The organism is Microbispora hainanensis, assembly GCF_006874475.1.
Classification (GTDB): domain Bacteria; phylum Actinomycetota; class Actinomycetes; order Streptosporangiales; family Streptosporangiaceae; genus Microbispora; species Microbispora hainanensis.
Window position 1 is genome coordinate 1 of the sequence record NZ_VIRM01000090.1, and the last position, 15646, is coordinate 15646.

Sequence of the window (15646 nt, forward strand, 5' to 3'; positions counted from 1 at the left end):
ACTCGGCATCTACCACTACATCGGCAACAACAACCAGGAGTGGAACGCCATCATGGCCACCGCGGTCGTCGCGTCGATCCCGGCCACCGTGCTCCTCGTCATCGCCCAGCGCTACGTCGCCGCCGGGGTCACCGCCGGCGCCGTCAAGGACTGAGGAAGCGTCCCGCACTCCACGAACCCGCACCCCCCACAAACGACGTCGTCCACGGCTCGGCCGAAATGTTAGCGCTAACACCGGCTCGATGAGACGACGCGCGGAAAGGTGAACGCCCCCGCGTTCACGCAACACAAAGGAGTTTCACCCATGTCCCGAACGGCATTTCCCCCGGGGAGTGCGTTAGCCCCGCACCTGCGCCGCGGCCGGTTCCTGAGCCGCGCGGCGGCCGTGGTGGCCGCGCTCGCGACCGCGGCCACCGGAGCCGCCCTCTCCGCCACGCCCGCGTCCGCGGCCCCCACGCCAGCCACGGCGCCTGCCCTTGCACCGGCCCCCGCGGCAACGCTGGTGGTGAAGGCCGACCAGCCGTTCCGCCCGGTCACGCACGTCGCGACGGGCTCCCTGTACGGCCTCGCCGACGACGCGACGCCCTCCGACGACCTGGTCAAGGCCATCAAGCCGAACACGTTCGTCCAGATGGCCGTGGGCGGCAAGCAGCAGGCCAAGGGCGACGTGCTGGTGGTCGCCGACAAGGCGGCCAGAGCGGGCGCGAAGGTCGTCAACCGCCTGTCGGACTACTACGCCGGCTGGCCGTACAAGTTCAGCTGGGACACCTGGCCGGGCGTCGTGGAGCAGCAGGTCAAGGCCGTCCAGGCGTCCGGAGTGACGAACATGGCGGCGTGGGAGCTGTGGAACGAGTCGGACAACACCTGGCTCGCGTCCAACGGCACCTATGAGGACTTCTGGACCAAGACCTTCCGCCAGGTGCGCTCGCTCGACCCGGACACGCCGATCCAGGGCCCGAGCTTCTCCGACAACATCAACGACATGGAGAACTTCCTCCGGAACGCGGTCGAGACCGACACGGTGCCCGACATCATCTCCTGGCACGAGCTGATCAATTCGGGCAAGATCGTGACCGACCTCGCCAAGGTCGACGCCATCATGAAGGACCTCGGCATCAGCCCCCGCCCGATCTCGATCGAGGAGTACGCCGCGCCCTCCGAGGTCGGCATCCCGGGCTCCCTGGTGGGGTACATCGCGAAGTTCGAGCGTTACGGCATCCACGACGCCGAGCTCGCGTTCTGGAACGGCTACGGCGCGCTCGGCGACCTGCTGACCGGCACCGGCGGGAAGCCGAACGGCGCCTACTGGCTCTACAAGTGGTACGCCGACATGAGCGGTGACATGGTCACCACCACCCCGCCCAACGCCACGACCGGCCTCGACGGCGCCGCCGCCGTGCCCGCCGACAAGAAGCAGGTCAGCGTGGTCTTCGGCGGCGGCAGCGGCGCCACCGCCGTCAAGGTCGACGGGCTGGACAAGCTCGACCTCGGCGACACCCCGGGCGACACCCCGGGCGACACCGTCCACGCGAAGCTCGAATACACCCCGTCGTACGGGCGCACCAACCCCGTCGCCGGCCCGATCACCATCTCCGACACCGTCTACAAGGTCACCGACGGCTCCATCACGGTGCCGGTGGCGATGAGCTCCGCCGACGCCTACCACCTGGTGATCAGCGGCGACGGCGAGGCGACCGGCCTCGAGAGCACCTATCGGATCACCAACCTCAACAGCGGGCTCGCGCTCGACACCCACGACGCGGGCACGTCGGCCGGGACCCTGGTGAACCAGGCCGCCGTCGCGGGCGGCGCCACGCAGCGGTGGAAGCTGGTCTCCACCGGCTCCGGCCTCCACACGGTGGTCAACGCGGCCAGCGGCCTGGTGCTCGGGGTGAAGGACGCCGCGTCCGGCAACGGCGCGTCCGCCGTCGTGGAGACCGACACCGGCGGCAACACGCAGCTCTGGCAGGTCGTGCCCGACGGGAAGGGCCACAACCAGCTCGTGAACTACGACACGGGCCTGGTGCTCGCCGTCGACGGCATGAGCAAGGACCCGGGCGCCCAGGTCGTGCAGTGGAGTGACACGACCGTCACGTCCTCCGGCATCGGCGGCACCCGGGTGACGGGCAAGCTCGGCAAGGCGGTCGCCCTGTCCGGCGCCAACCAGTACGTCAACGTGCCGCGCGGCGCGGTGAGCGGCGTCACGGGCGACTTCACGGTCTCGACGTGGGTCAACCCCACGAAGAACTCCACTTGGTCGCGCGTGTTCGACTTCGGCACCGGCGCGTCGAACTACATGTTCCTGACGCTCACCAACGGCGCCGGGCTCCGGTTCGCCATCACGACCAGCGGCGCCGGCGGAGAGCAGCTGATCAGCTCCACCACGACCCTGCCGCTCAACACCTGGTCGCTGGTGACGGTGACCGTGTCCGGCACCACCGGCACCCTCTACGTCAACGACAAGGTCGCAGGCACCAACGCCAATCTCACCCTGCACCCGTCCAGCCTCGGCACCACCACCCAGAACTGGATCGGCCGCTCACAGTACGGGGGAGACCCCTACCTGGCCGCCGCGGTGGACGACTTCAACGTCTACAGCCGCGCGCTGACCGCGTCCGAGGTGTCCGCCCTCGCGACCGGGCAGGCCGGCACGGGCGACGTCCTGCGCTACACGTTCGACGAGAGCGCGGGCACGGCCGTCGCCGACTCGTCGGGCAACGGACGCAACGCGACCCTCGTCGCCAGCCCGGCGCCCGCGACGGGTGACGCCGCCGTCCCCGACCACTTCTGGACCCTCACGCCCTACCTGGCGATCACGAATGTCTCGGTGGCCGACGGCGCGACCGTCTCCGGCACGGCGACCTTCACCGTCGACCTCGGCGGCGCCGCGTCCGGCGTGTCCTACACCTACATCGAGCTCAACCGCGGCGGCGTCTGGCTGACCGACAACACCAAGGCACCCGGCAGCCACAACGACGGGCTCCACCCCAACCTCGTCGTCGACACCACCGCCTATCCGAACGGCACCTACCAGCTCAAGATCGACGCGGTCGGCACGAACGAGCTGACCACCGAGCAGACCGTCTCCATCATCATCGACAACCCGCCGGCGTGGGCCGCGACCTCGGTCTACGACACCGATGACCAGGTGTCCTACAAGGGCTCGGTCTGGCGTGCCTCATGGTGGACGAAGAACCAGGCCCCCGGCGACCCGTACGGCCCGTGGCAGGAGATCGTGGCCACGCCGGACGGCACCGCCGTCTGGACCCCGTCCCGGATCTTCGTCGCCGGCGACCGGGCGGAATACCAGGGCGTCGTCTACCAGGCGAAGTGGTGGACCCGCAACCAGAAGCCGGGCGACCCGAACGGTCCCTGGACGCGTATCGGCTAAGACCGGCTGCGGGCCGGGCGTCCTCCGGGCGCCCGGCCCGCTCTGCCGTGTCGCTCTGCCGTGTCGCTCTGCCGTGTCGATCTGCCGTGTCAAGGGGTATCGCCGGAGACGGTGCCGAGCTTGTCGGGGTTGCTGACCACGTAGATGTCGCGCACCTGCTCCCCGCCCGCCTCGAGGTCGAGCACCATCACCGCGAGGGGCGCGTCCTCCTCGAAGATGACCACGGAGGGGTCGCCGTTGACCTGGCGATAGCGGACGTCCACGCCGCCGCGCGCGTTGGCCACGACCACGCGGGCGACCTTGTCGCGGCCACGGATCGGACGCGGCCCGCCCGCCGCCGACTTGCCCCCGCCGTCGGGCCACAGGACGACGTCGGGCGCGAGCATCTCCATCAGCGCGGGCAGGTCGCCGCCGAACGCCGCCTCAATAAAGCGCTCGGTCACCTCCCGGTGCGTACGCCGGTCGATCCGGGCGCGGGGACGCCGCGCCTGCACGTGCTCGCGGGCCCGGTGGGCGAGCTGCCGGATCGCGGCCGGGCTGCGGTCGAGCATGTCGGCGATCTCGGTGTGCTGGTAGGCGAACACCTCGTGCAGGACGAACACGGCCCGCTCCAGCGGGGTGAGCGTCTCCAGGATCACCAGCAGCGCGATCGACACCGACTCGGCGCGTACGGCGGGCTCGGCGGCGTCGGGACCCGTGACCAGCGGTTCGGGCAGCCACGGGCCCAGATAGGTCTCCCTGCGCCTGCGTAACGCGCTCTGATGGGCGAGGGCCTGGTTGACCGCGACACGCACCAGGTAGGCGCGGGGGTTGTCGATGCCGGCCACATCGCACGCCGCCCACGCGAGCCACGTCTCCTGGAGCACGTCGTCGGTGTCGCCGACCGTGCCGAGCATGTTGTAGACGATGGAGAACAGCAGCTCGCGGTGGCCTGCGAACACCTCGGCGGCGTCGGCCGGGCGACTTTCACGCATCAAGGGACTCCTTGGTGTCGGAGGCTCAGCCGTTCCGGAAGGCGGAGACGTGGTCGGTCACCCACTCGGAGTACGTCCGTGCCGGACGGCCGAGGACCTTCTCGACCTCAGCCGTCGCGGGATGCTGCTCGTGGCCGGCGTAGTGGTCATAGCGGGCCATCAGGGTGCGTACGAACGGCTCGGGCAGGCCGTTGCCGATCAGGTGCGCGGCGACGGCCCGCGACGGGACCTCCTCGAAGCGCAGCGGCCTGCCGAGCGCGGCGCCGATCACTGCCACCGTCTCCTCGTGCGACAGCGACTCCGGCCCGGTGAGCTCCAGCCGGCGGCCCGCCAGTTCGCCGGTGAGCAGCTCGTCCGTGAGCAGCGCGCGGGCCGCGACGTCGGCCAGATCGCGCTCGTCGAGCAGGGACTCCCGGAAGCCCGCGTGCACGTAGCGCACGACGTCTCCGGCCCGGATCTGCGCGCCCCACGCCTGCAGGGTGTTGCCGGCGAAGCTGCTCGCACGCAGGCTGGTCCAGGCCAGGCCGCAGGCGACGGCGGCCTCCTCGGACTCCTTGTTCCGGTCGCCCCGCCATCGGGACGGCTGCAGGTCGAACGGGTCGTCGATGTTCATCGCCGACAGGGCCACCACCCTGCGTACGCCCCGCTCGGCGGCCAGGGCGAGGAGCCGGTCGGCCGAGTCGCCGAAGGTGCGCGGGTGCAGGAAGACCGTCTCGACGCCGGTGAAGTGGCCGGCCATCGTGCCGGGCCGGGCCGGATCTCCCTGGACGACCTCCACGCCGTACGGCAGGGCCGCGTCGCGCGGGGAGCGGCTCACGGCGCGCACGCGGGCGCCTTCGGCGACGAGCCGCTGGACGACCTGCCGGCCGACGGTGCCGGTGGCTCCGGTGACGAGAACGGTCATGCCGAGTGCTCCTTGTCGACGTGGGTGACGCCGTCCCGCTCGCTGTGCGCGTGCGGGAACGGCCACGCCTCCTAAGAGGATCGGCGGGGAGCGAAGTGTGACATCGCAGCCGAATTCACGGCAGTTCGCGAAGCACCAGAGCCGTGGAGAAGGGTTCTCCGGTTCTCCGGGCGTACGTCATCCGCGCGCGCACCTCGCTAAGCGAGCGCGGGCGATAACCGGGGCCTCCGCAACAGCTCTTGTGGAAGCGGACACCCGCGTGCAGCAGCACCGAGAGCGTCCGCCAGGCCGCCGTGTCCCTGTGGCGCGGCGCCGCGAAGGCGGAGCCGACATGGACGAGCGGCCGGGCGCATCGTGGGCAGAGCCGCTCGTCAAGGCCCATGCCCGGAAACGGCTGCTTGTACGAGGCGCGGCACGGCAAGCAGACGAAGGAGGTCTTTCCCTGGGCCGTGACGCCCAGACTAGGTCGATCACCCGGGCAAGGGCGACCGAATTATCCAGCCTGCCGTCCCCGCCGCGGCTGGGCTCGGGGCTCAGGGGATGAGGTCGAGGCCCGTCAGGTCGGCCGAGAGCGCCCAGAGGCGGGCTGCCTCGCCGTCGTCTCGCGGGCCGCTGTCGTCTTTAGGGCCGCCGTCGGTGACGCGGCAGTCGGCGCAGTAGTCGCCGCCGCGCCCGTCGAGGTCGCGCGACGTCGCCGCCCAGACGAGTGTCGCCGCGCCCTGCTCGGGTGTCCTGAACAGACCGGGCACCGGATCGCCGTCAGCGTCGATCCAGCCCGCGGCGACCATCTCTTCGGTCGTGAGATGCCGCTGCAGCGGAGTGAGGATCCAGCCGGGGTTGACCGAGAAGGCGCGGACCCCGTACGGCTCCCCGAGCCGATCCAGGTGGCGGGCGAACAGGATGTTCGCGAGCTTGGACTGCGCGTACGCGGCCCACTTGTCGTAGCCACGGGTGAACTGAAGGTCGTCCCACCGGATGCGCCAGTCCGTGCCGTACCCGGAGGAGACCGAGACGACGCGGGCCGCACCGGCGGCGGTGAGGGCGGGCCACAGCAGCTGCGTCAGCGCGTAGTGGCCGAGATGGTTGGTGGCGAACTGTGCCTCCCATCCTGGCCCCACCCGGGTTTCGGGGCAGGCCATGATCCCGGCGTTGGCGATCAGGATGTCGAGGGTGGCCTGCCGCCGCAGGAGCCGCCCGGCGAAGGCTCGTACGGAATCCAGATCGGCGAGGTCGAGCCGGTCGATCTCGACCCCGTGGACGCCGGCGAGTGCCTGGCGCGCCGACTCGGGCCGGCGAGCCGGGACGACGACTCGCGCGCCGGCGTCGGCGAGCGCGCGGGTGGCCGCGAGACCCAGGCCGGAATAGCCGCCGGTGACAACGGCCGTCCTGCCGGCGAGGTCGCCCCCGTCGAGGACCTCGCCGGCAGTGACGCCCGTGCCGCTGGTCGTGTCACTGGTCATGCCGCAGACGCTAGGTGCTAGACCGTGGTCTAGGTCAACTGGTTACGATCAGCCGATGAGGGCTGAAGTTGTGCATATCGGCGAGGTGGCCAGGCGCACCGGGTTGAGCGTGCACACGCTGCGGCTGTACGAGCGTGCGGGGCTGCTCGCGAGCGAGGTGCGGCGCGACGAGGCCGGTCGGCGGGTGTACAGCACCTGGGACGTCGAATGGCTGGGCAACTGCGTGAAGTTCCGGGCCTCCGGCATGCCGCTGGCGACGATCAGCCGGCTGGCCCGGCTCGTCCGCGAGGGCACCGGCAACGAAGCGGAACGGCTCGAGGTGCTGCGCGAGCACCGGCGCCACGTCATCACGCAACTCGCCCGGCTGCAGGACTGTCTCGACCTCATCGACGGCAAAGTGGACGCATACGAACGGCACCTCGCCGCCAACGGCACCGGAGAGCCCTGGCAGCAGCAGCCGAGGCCGGACGCCGTGACCCCGGCTCCCTGAGTGCTCAGGGAACGGCAACGGGCATCTGGAGGACGAAGCAGGCGCCGCCGAGCGGGGAGGACTCGACCCAGACGGCTCCGTGGTGGGCCTTCGCGATATCCCGGGTGATGGACAGGCCGAGGCCGGTGCCGGGCCCGCCCCGTCGGCTGATGGTCTTGAGCCGGTACATGCGGTCGAAGATGCGTTCCCTGTCCTGCTCCGGCACGCCGGGGCCGTCGTCCGACACCGCCAGGCGCGCGTTGCCGTCGCTGCGGCCGACGCGCACCTGCACCTGGTGGGTGGCGTGGTGCTGAGCGTTGTCCAGCAGGTTGGTGATGATCTGGCAGATCCGCGTGCGCATGGCGGTGACCTCGACACCGGGAGTGCAGATGACCTCGATCGAGATGGGGTCGTTCCGGTTCGCGACCTCCTGCCTGACCAGCTCGCACAGGTCGACCCGTTCCCAGTCGGCCTGTGCGGCGCGGGAACGGGCGACCAGAAGAAGCGCGCCGGCCAGCGCCTCCAGTCGATCCACGCCGCGGAGCACCGCCTCCAGCACCTGGGGATAGTCGGCTTCGCCGGGACTGGCGGTCGCCTCTTCCACCGTGACGCGTATCCCGGCCAGCGGCGACCGGATCTCGTGAGCGATGTTGGAGGCGAACTGCCGCTCACGATCCAGCATGTCCAAACTCGCGTTGATGGTGTCGACCAGCTGCGTCACCTCCTGTGGGTCACGCTGCTGAGCGATCTGGGCGCGCTCGTCGCTGACGTTGATCTCGGCGAGGTCGCCGGAGATGGCGCGAACGCGTCGCAGCAGCCGGCGGACGAGCACCCGGCCCGCCGCCGCGGCGGCCAGCATCACGACGAAGTCGCACCATCGGCTGCGGGGACTGGCGCCTCTCCGTGGACCTGCCCGCTCCAGCCGCATATGCAGGATCGACCTGCCCATCACCTGCTCCCCCGGAAGCATCCCTATGCTTCCTACCCCCTACCAGCCATTTACCTCGACCAAACCGCCATGAAGTGGGACAATGTGCGGTTCATCCCCGCTACGGCGGTGCCGTACGGCGGTCGAGCACATGCCGCAGATAAGCATCGGGCGACTCCAGGAACCGCCGCCAATGGTCCACCAGCCGGAGCTCCTTCCAGGCGACACGGTGGATCCCGTCGTCGTCCAACTCCAGGATCTGCGCGCCCGGGAGACCGGCCAGGGCCGGCGAATGCGTGGCGCAGATGATCTGCCCGCCCTCGTGGGCGACGCGGTCCATCAACGCGACCAGACGCAGGCAGGAGGTGAACGACAGCGCCGCCTCCGGCTCGTCCATCAGGTAGAGGCCCGGCCCGGCGATCATGCGGTCGAGCACGGTGAAGAACCCCTCGCCGTGCGACTGCTCGGTCAGGTCCTCCTCCCAGAACCCGTGCAGGCCCGACACGTTCTGGCCGAGGTTGAACAACGTCTCGGCGCGGAAGAAGAACGCCCGCCGCCTCGTACGGGGGCCACGGACGAGGCGCAGCCCCGACGTGGTGAACTCGGCGTGCAGCAGCCGGCCGAGGGGCGTCGCCTCCCCGGGGGAGGCATACCGGGTGCCGGCCTTGCCTCCTTCGGCGTTGATGCCGCACACGTCGGCGACGGCCTCGACGAGCGTGGACTTCCCCGAGCCGTTCTCCCCGACGAGGAACGTCACGGGCGCGGTGATGTCGAGCCCTGTGGCGAGGTGCCGCACGGCGGGAACGGTGAACGGCCACTGCCTCGGATGAGGCGGCGGCACGGTCAGGCGGGTGATCAGCACAATCAACTCCGCGAGGCCCACGCCGCGAGCATGGGCGAGCGCTGCTGCCCGGAGCTGGTCATGACGGGTGGGACCTCCGACGAGATGGGTTTCGGCCGGCAGTTGCTCTCAGGGTTACACAGCCGCTCGTCCGGATCCCAGGACCTATAGCCGGTGACCTGCTGGAAGCCGCGTCCCTCATGGGTGGCAGATCCGAGCGAAAACCGCATCGACGGCAGGTCTTGTGATCTTCGAGTGACCATCCGGAGATGGCAGCGGCTCAGGCTTTCGATATGCCGACTCAGCGATCAACCCTCTGGATTTGCTGTTTGCTGGGCTACTTCGCTCTAGCCGTCTTCACATGGGTGGCCGTGTGGCAGGGGTGGTTCGTCATAGCGGTGTTCCTCGGCGCTCCACCTCGATTTGTCTGGGAGGCTCTCTTGGCCGTTGTGCCGCCCGGCTGGCCGATCCCGATATGGGGGTTCCCGGTGGTTGTCGTCTGCCAGGCCGGCGTCGCCGTCATCGTGTGGTGCTTGCGGCGGGCCCAGACGGGAGTCCGCCACATACTCGCACGTTCCCTTAATGTCTTACTGCTGGCCACCGCGTCGCCGATGGCTATCGGATGCCTGATCGAAATCGTTGTGAAATCGGCGAATCGATCAGCATGGTGAGCCTCATCTGCGGCGACGACAAGGACTCGCCGGGCTGAACGGGGGGGCTACGGATAAGACGCCTCGTCGGCGGCGTTGCTGCACGCTGCCGTACGCGTTCTCGGCCGATGCCGCCCAGGTCGGAACCCTGACAGAGGCGTCGTTTGGCGCTCGTGAGCGCTGGTGCCGAGCGGGACAGTTCATACCTCATTTCCAGTTGTCGAGGATAATGACAGGAGCATCTTCCACATCAAGCCATTCGGCTTCGATGCCCATGCCGGTGGATGCCTCGATGAAGGCGAATGCCGCGCTGCGCTTGCCGCGATAATCCTCTGGGCCGAGGCGGTCGAGCATGGTGCGGAATCCGGCAAGGATGGTCGGGTCGCCCTCATGGATGGTGTGATCGGCGAAGACGAAGTCGCGCATTCGTGCCCTGATCTTGCCATCGGCCGCGTAAAGGATCGTGTACCCCGCTTTGAAGTGCCACGTCGTCATCCATACCCGTGCCTCTTTACTGAGTTCGTGGAGGATGTAGTCGGGCGTGGCGAAGCCGTAGGAGAACTCAAGGAAGCCCCAGACTCCTTCCCCCTCGTAGACGAAGAGCACGGGCAGGAAATCTTCGCCGGCCTCCTCTACGGGATACTCCATGATGCGCTCTTCGGGATCGCGGCCTCCGTTCAGGCGCCAGAGGAGATCGCTTACAGTGATCTCGTCGTTGAGGGGTTGCACTACGGTCCAGCAGAGTCCGTCCTCAAACCACTGCTGCTTGTTGAAGAGATCGCGGTAGTGATCAATCACGAGATGATTGTCGTGGAGGCGGCGGCGTGGCGCGCCGCCGCCTGAACCGGCCCCATGGCCGAGGGTGGAGACGGACGTCAGGGTCCACGACGCCTGGCACACACCGGCGACGTTGCTCCGGGAGCGAGGGACGGACGAGCGAGAGTGACTCTCCACCAGTTCCAGCTCACCACGACCTTCGGCTTGCAGAGAGCAACTTCGCCGTGGACGCGGCACCGGCGGGGCGGGAGACCGGCCTCGCGAACCGGCCGGTCAATCCGGTCATGTGTCGAAGCGGCGGCGGGCGGATTCGATGTGACCGAAGTACTCGTGGGTCCAGCCGCAGATCAGATCTACCGTGGCGCGCAGGGCCTGGCCAGGCTCGGTGAGGGTGTATTCGACCCGCGGCGGCACCGTCGGGTGCACCTTCCGCTCGGCCAGGCCGTTGCGCTCCAGCATGCGCAGGTTCTGGGTGAGCATCTTGTGGCTGATGCCCTCGACCTCATTGCGCAGCTCACTGAAACGCAGGGTGCGCTCACCGAGAGCCTCGATGATCAGCAACGCCCACTTGTTGGCGACGTCCGAGAAGATCTCCCGCGCGAGGGAGTCGGCGCGCCTCAGGTCCGCCTCGTCGGACAGGCTGCTGAGCCCTTTGCTCACCCTGACGGGCATGTCCGAGTGCCGATCTATCATCACGTCGCCGTGGCGACGGGAAGCAGGCAGGTCCACCTCGCGGGCCAGGTGGCCTGGGACGAGAACGGCGAGCTGGTGGCTCCTGGCGACCTGGCCGGGCAGGTCGCCCAGGTCTACCGCAACGTCGCCAGGGCGCTGGATGCGGCGGGGGCGACGTTCCACGACGTCGTCCGCTTCACGTGGTACGCCGCAGGCTGGAAGAGGGAGATGTACGACGCGTTCAACGCGGGCATCGAGCAGGCCGCGCGCGAGTTCGACCTCGCCACGCCGCCGCTTGCGTTGATCGGGGTCGACATCCTCTTCGAGCCCGGAATCCTCGTCGAGGCCGAGGTCACCGCGATCATCGACTGAGCGGCGGGGCGTCCGCCGCCGGCAGGCCGGCCCCGCCCGCGCGGGGTCGCTCGATGGAGGGTGTGCAGCAGTCTTTCACGGGTGTCTTGCCATGGCCTGGCGTAGAGAGCCCGGGAGGTCTTCGGCTCTCATCTTCTGTTGATCTTCTGTGGGGCCACGCCTGACGGAGGGCGTCTAAACGACCTACCGTGTGGCCGGTGTGTGCCCGTGAGCGAACAACGAGCAGCCAACCGAGATCAACTGCTCGCCGCAAGGTCCATCTCGACCGAGAAACCCCAGGTCAGATGGGGCATAGAGTGGTGGGGCGCCAGGGACTCGAACCCTGAACCGACGGATTAAAAGCTGATCGACGCCCTGGGCACATGGCCTCTGATCTGGGGTCAAGTGTCCGGGGGAGTCCAGCCGCGTCCGGAGGTGTCTGGCGCCGTTGCCGTCAACGGTTGCCGTCAGCTCCCGCGCCTCCTGGCCTGGTCACTCGGGCTTGTCGTGCTCTTCCGGGGCTGTGACGAAGCTGCCCATGCCTGGCTCGGTGTGGATCAAGCCGTCTGCCCTGAGTGCCCGCATGACCTTCTGGCCGGTGGCGTTCGCGATGCCGAACTCTTCGATCAGGGCGACGAGTGATGGGATGCGCTCGCCAGGCTTGTACTCGCCGGAGGCGATACGAGCCTTGATGATCTCGTATACCTGCCGCCACCTGGGCTGATTGGCCTTGAACTCCACCACGCGAGCAACGGTAGGAAGCCATTGCACGCCGTGGCGATGGACAGCACGCTATAGCGTGCCATAGCTTTCTTTGCCTACCATGCAGCTCATAGGCCTGTGGGAGGAGAGCGAAGTGAGCAGCGAGAAGGCGGCGAGTGTCCCTGCCCTGACCGTCAGCGGCCTGCGGGAGGCGTTCCCCGGCTGGAGCATCTGGCGAAGCTCGGCGGGACGCCTATGGGCCACACGCAACGGTCGCCTGACGAACGAGGACTACAACCGCGGCCTGTGCCAGACCATCGACGGCGATGACGTTGGGCAACTGGCTGAGGAGCTTCGCCGGCAAGCCGCCCTGGCTGGCGCTCTGCCCAACAGCGAAGCGCAGTGCCCTGCCGCTTGGGACACCTCGCACTGAGCGGCGCGAGATGAACGCGAAGCTGTGGGGCCTCGTCCAGGTTCCGGCGGACCTATTGGAGGAGCCGGATTGTCCAGGTCTTTCGCCACATCTCCGCACTGCTGTACCTGAGCCGGAAAAGCTGCTCTGGGTCTCACAGCCTCGCGGGCGGTACCGAGTCGTGGACTACACCTGCGATTGCGAGGCCGTGTTCTATGAGCTGATCTCCTGCGGCGGCAGCTACCAGATTCACAAGGTTGTGCAGTCGGAACCGCCCGAGCATTCCTACGCGGGCGGCTGGCAGTCTGGCGAGGCTCGTCTCTGGTGGCATTTGGTCCTGCTGGGCCGAGTTCGCTAGCGATCGCCTCGTACGCCGTCGTCCCACTGCGAAGCGGCAGCGGGCCGGGGACGGAGGAGCAAGCCCGGCCTCGCGTGTACCTGGCTCCCGGTGACCTTCCGTGCTCGCTGGTTGTCCTTCCCGCACGGCCGAGCTTGCGCCGTAGGAGCCGGTCTGCTGGGCTCTGCCTGGGCGACGGTGGGCGAGGCGATCAGTCCCCGCCACCTACGGCCCGTGCTCGTGCCCGGTGATCACCACATCCGGACATGGCTCGTGAAGGCATCCAAGACGTGCCAGTGCTGTCTACAGGGTCACGACGCCAAACGGCCGAAGCGGCACAAGGATCCAGCGAAGCAGCAGCGATGCTGCGCGATCGGGAAGTGCTGCAACAAGGTGCCGTCGTCCCGGACGGTCCAGTACCTTCACGCTCTGCTCCGGGCCGCGCTCGCCCAGGCGGTCCGCGAAGATCTGGTGCTGCGCAATGTCGCGAAGAACGTCCAACTGGGCACGGTCGAGCGGCCGGAGATCCAGGCGCTCACCCTCGACGAGGCCAAGCAGTTCCTCCGGCAGGCACGCAAGGGCCGGTTCTACGCGGTGTACGCGGTGGCTCTGGGCGTCGGCCTCCGGCGCGGCGAGGCGCTCGGGCTCCGCTGGGATGACGTCGACCTGGACAACGGCGTGCTCCGCGTCCGGCAGGCACTCCAGAGGCAGAAGGGCGAGGGGCTCAAGCTCGTGCCGCTCAAGACGCAGCGCTCTCGCCGTACGATCCGGCTTCCGGAGAACCTGGTGAAGGTCCTCAAGGAGCACAGGGCCGAGCAAGCCGCGGAGCGCCTGGCGGCCGGATCGGCGTGGAACAATCCGCACGGCCTGGTCTTCACCACGCACATTGGGACCGCCATCGAGCCGGAGAACATCTACCGGCACTTCCGGGCCGTGTGCGACGCGGCGGCCATCCGGCGGGTACGGCTTCACGACCTCCGACACACCTGCGCCACGATCCTGCTCGCACAGGGCGTGGACACCCGGACCATCATGGAGATCCTCGGTCACAGCACGATCGTGCTGACCATGAACACCTACGCTCACGTGCTGCCCGAGCACCAGGCGACAGCACTCGACAAGCTGGAAAAGGCGCTGGGAGGTCTCGCTTAGAGAGAGCTTGAGTGAACGAGGGTCCGCCCGCCGATGCCGGGGATGGCAGGCGATGATCTGTTGCGGCGAAGTCATGTCAACCACCTCGCCGGGAGTCCTCAACGTGAACAACCCAACATCGTTCACCGACCGTGAGAACTGGTCCGGTGAATGGTACGAATTGGCCATCGAGATCGGCGACACCAGCGATGAACGCCTTCAAGGGGCGCTGTCGGCGCTCTGGCGAGCGGCCGCCATCGAGGGCTGCTACGGCCATCGCGATCGTGAGCCCGAGGAGCAGGACGAGGTCGCCTGCACCGTCCCATCACTTGCCGAACTCGGATTCCTGCTAGGTACGGTCACCCTTCCGACCGGTCATCGGGTTGTGTGCGAGTGCACGGCTGTTCGTGAGGAAGGCGGCTCGGACTGGCTCGACTTCTGCCTACCGGTGGGCGCGCTCGAGCACATTGACGAGCGGTTCGGAAGCTACCTCTTCGATCAGGTCGACGGAGAGGCAGTCTTCGGTTGGCGGCGCACGTACGACGACTGGCTGGCCGACATCGGAACCAGCGTCTATCAGGAGGTTCCGTTCCGACTCGGCTTGATCGGCTTCATGACGTCAGGCACCGTCGATGCGCGTGAACTGAACGGTACCCCGCCCGAAGAGCGCTGGATGGGATACCTGTTGCCGGCTGACGGGGTCCTTCGCTACGTGGCCGCCAATATGTGACCGACGTTGCCGTCAACCGTAGCCGTCAACAACCCTTAACGATCATGCTTGTAGCGCTGTTTTTGCAGGTGGGGCGCCAGGGACTCGAACCCTGAGCCGACGGATTAAAAGCTCGGACGATCATGGTTCCAGACAGTTCAATGCAGGTCAGCGGGCATAAGTGGTCCATCCTGAACGGCTCTGGATCACCCTGAACTGCAACCCAAACTGCAACCTAGCTAACGCTGACCGGCACGTGATGTCCATCGCCTTGCTCGCATGATCAGTCCTCGGGCCTCGGCGTATGCCACGAATCCAAAGAAGGGGAGTGCTAGAACACGCTGAGCCCACCATGCTATGTCGCCGATCCAGTGAACCGAGCTTGGGCCACGGATCACCAGCCAGACCTGTCCGCCGAACATTGCGAGGGCGATGAGAAACATGACGTGGTTCAGCCAGAAGGGGCTGTGGAGCATGAGTTGGTCGTCATTCCACCTGCGTGGGATCGACCGAAAGAACCCGAGCTCCGATCGCTGGGACTCTGGCGTCTTTTCGTGCACATAAGGAGTTTGGCATCTCCGGCGAGAGTGAGGTAGAGCGAGTTTCGTCTACTGCGTGGACCAAAGCGGCGGCCAGCACCGGCACTCGCTGGACCGGGGCTGAGGCACGAAGCCCTGGGCCGTCGATCGCCCCCAACCCTGTGCGATGGCCGGCCACAGCATGGCGATCGTCGTGCTGCATCTGTGCGGCGGCGGCGCGTCCCTGGTCGACGGGTGCGGCTTGGTATGGCGCGTGCTGCGTGCGGCGGGCGGCCCGCGTTCCCGCCGCCGGCCGGGACCGGCGCCCACGCCGCACGCCCGGCCGGGCGTGCGGGCGGCGGGCCGTGCGGCGGCGCGGAGCGCCGTCGCCTTGATACCTACAAGCACAACTCGGCAACT

At 68.1% G+C, this 15646-nt stretch carries 16 protein-coding genes; 7 read left to right on the forward strand and 9 right to left on the reverse strand.

The window, feature by feature from the left end:
• Positions 1–304 precede the first annotated feature (304 nt).
• Entirely contained in the window at positions 305–3391 is a 3087-nt protein-coding gene (locus tag FLX08_RS38720; RefSeq protein WP_142625238.1) for a LamG-like jellyroll fold domain-containing protein, read from the forward strand.
• A gap of 89 nt (positions 3392–3480) precedes the next feature.
• Here the strand turns inward: FLX08_RS38720 and sigJ are convergent, their stop codons facing one another.
• The 4 genes from sigJ to FLX08_RS38740 form a co-directional block, all read right to left on the reverse strand.
• The gene (sigJ, locus tag FLX08_RS38725; RefSeq protein ID WP_142625239.1) at positions 3481–4365 is read right to left on the reverse strand and encodes an RNA polymerase sigma factor SigJ; all 885 of its coding nucleotides are present in this window, start codon (positions 4363–4365) and stop codon (positions 3481–3483) included.
• A gap of 25 nt (positions 4366–4390) precedes the next feature.
• Positions 4391–5269: an NAD(P)H-binding protein gene (locus tag FLX08_RS38730; protein WP_142625240.1), complete on the reverse strand. Its 879-nt coding sequence runs from the start codon at positions 5267–5269 to the stop codon at positions 4391–4393.
• Positions 5270–5384: 115 nt separating this feature from the next.
• Complete coding sequence (locus tag FLX08_RS38735) at positions 5385–5651, reverse strand: hypothetical protein (protein WP_208761954.1); 267 nt, start codon at positions 5649–5651, stop codon at positions 5385–5387.
• Positions 5652–5802: 151 nt separating this feature from the next.
• Entirely contained in the window at positions 5803–6729 is a 927-nt protein-coding gene (locus tag FLX08_RS38740) for an oxidoreductase (protein ID WP_142625242.1), read from the reverse strand.
• A gap of 55 nt (positions 6730–6784) precedes the next feature.
• Here FLX08_RS38740 and FLX08_RS38745 point away from each other — a divergent pair, with 55 nt between their 5' ends.
• Entirely contained in the window at positions 6785–7219 is a 435-nt protein-coding gene (locus FLX08_RS38745) for a MerR family transcriptional regulator (protein ID WP_142625243.1), read from the forward strand.
• Positions 7220–7223: 4 nt separating this feature from the next.
• On the opposite strand, the gene FLX08_RS38750 is transcribed toward FLX08_RS38745, so the two are convergent.
• The 4 genes from FLX08_RS38750 to FLX08_RS38765 form a co-directional block, all read right to left on the reverse strand.
• Positions 7224–8147: a sensor histidine kinase gene (locus FLX08_RS38750; protein WP_167530750.1), complete on the reverse strand. Its 924-nt coding sequence runs from the start codon at positions 8145–8147 to the stop codon at positions 7224–7226.
• A gap of 100 nt (positions 8148–8247) precedes the next feature.
• On the reverse strand, positions 8248–8988 hold the full coding sequence (locus FLX08_RS38755; protein WP_244313207.1) for an AAA family ATPase: 741 nt from the start codon (positions 8986–8988) through the stop codon (positions 8248–8250).
• An 836-nt stretch (positions 8989–9824) separates the two neighbouring features.
• On the reverse strand, positions 9825–10415 hold the full coding sequence (locus FLX08_RS38760) for a hypothetical protein (RefSeq protein WP_142625245.1): 591 nt from the start codon (positions 10413–10415) through the stop codon (positions 9825–9827).
• A 261-nt stretch (positions 10416–10676) separates the two neighbouring features.
• Complete coding sequence (locus FLX08_RS38765; RefSeq protein WP_244313208.1) at positions 10677–11054, reverse strand: winged helix-turn-helix transcriptional regulator; 378 nt, start codon at positions 11052–11054, stop codon at positions 10677–10679.
• 18 nt (positions 11055–11072) lie between these two features.
• Between FLX08_RS38765 and FLX08_RS38770 the strand changes: the two genes are divergently transcribed.
• Positions 11073–11438 carry a RidA family protein gene (locus FLX08_RS38770; protein WP_142625247.1) on the forward strand — a complete coding sequence of 122 codons (366 nt, stop codon included), beginning with the start codon at positions 11073–11075 and terminating at the stop codon, positions 11436–11438.
• Between the two features lie 471 nt (positions 11439–11909).
• On the opposite strand, the gene FLX08_RS38775 is transcribed toward FLX08_RS38770, so the two are convergent.
• Positions 11910–12161, reverse strand: coding sequence for a GntR family transcriptional regulator (locus FLX08_RS38775; protein WP_244313209.1), 252 nt, complete (start codon positions 12159–12161; stop codon positions 11910–11912).
• A gap of 112 nt (positions 12162–12273) precedes the next feature.
• Between FLX08_RS38775 and FLX08_RS38780 the strand changes: the two genes are divergently transcribed.
• The 4 genes from FLX08_RS38780 to FLX08_RS41740 form a co-directional block, all read left to right on the forward strand.
• Positions 12274–12552: a hypothetical protein gene (locus FLX08_RS38780; protein ID WP_142625248.1), complete on the forward strand. Its 279-nt coding sequence runs from the start codon at positions 12274–12276 to the stop codon at positions 12550–12552.
• A 709-nt stretch (positions 12553–13261) separates the two neighbouring features.
• Positions 13262–14020, forward strand: a complete 759-nt coding sequence (locus tag FLX08_RS38785) for a site-specific integrase (protein ID WP_244313210.1) — start codon at positions 13262–13264, stop codon at positions 14018–14020.
• Between the two features lie 103 nt (positions 14021–14123).
• The gene (locus FLX08_RS38790; RefSeq protein ID WP_208761951.1) at positions 14124–14729 is read left to right on the forward strand and encodes a hypothetical protein; all 606 of its coding nucleotides are present in this window, start codon (positions 14124–14126) and stop codon (positions 14727–14729) included.
• A 684-nt stretch (positions 14730–15413) separates the two neighbouring features.
• Positions 15414–15646, forward strand: a 233-nt coding sequence (locus FLX08_RS41740) for a hypothetical protein (protein ID WP_208761952.1), incomplete at its 3' end; no start/stop codon positions are given.

Bases quoted from the DNA above. Each gene is read 5' to 3' on its own strand.
- FLX08_RS38720 (WP_142625238.1), top strand. From the start codon at position 305: ATGTCCCGAACGGCATTTCCCCCGGGGAGTGCGTTAGCCCCGCACCTG.
- sigJ (WP_142625239.1), bottom strand. From the start codon at position 4,365: ATGCGTGAAAGTCGCCCGGCCGACGCCGCCGAGGTGTTCGCAGGCCAC.
- FLX08_RS38730 (WP_142625240.1), bottom strand. From the start codon at position 5,269: ATGACCGTTCTCGTCACCGGAGCCACCGGCACCGTCGGCCGGCAGGTC.
- FLX08_RS38735 (WP_208761954.1), bottom strand. From the start codon at position 5,651: ATGGGCCTTGACGAGCGGCTCTGCCCACGATGCGCCCGGCCGCTCGTC.
- FLX08_RS38740 (WP_142625242.1), bottom strand. From the start codon at position 6,729: ATGACCAGTGACACGACCAGCGGCACGGGCGTCACTGCCGGCGAGGTC.
- FLX08_RS38745 (WP_142625243.1), top strand. From the start codon at position 6,785: ATGAGGGCTGAAGTTGTGCATATCGGCGAGGTGGCCAGGCGCACCGGG.
- FLX08_RS38750 (WP_167530750.1), bottom strand. From the start codon at position 8,147: ATGGGCAGGTCGATCCTGCATATGCGGCTGGAGCGGGCAGGTCCACGG.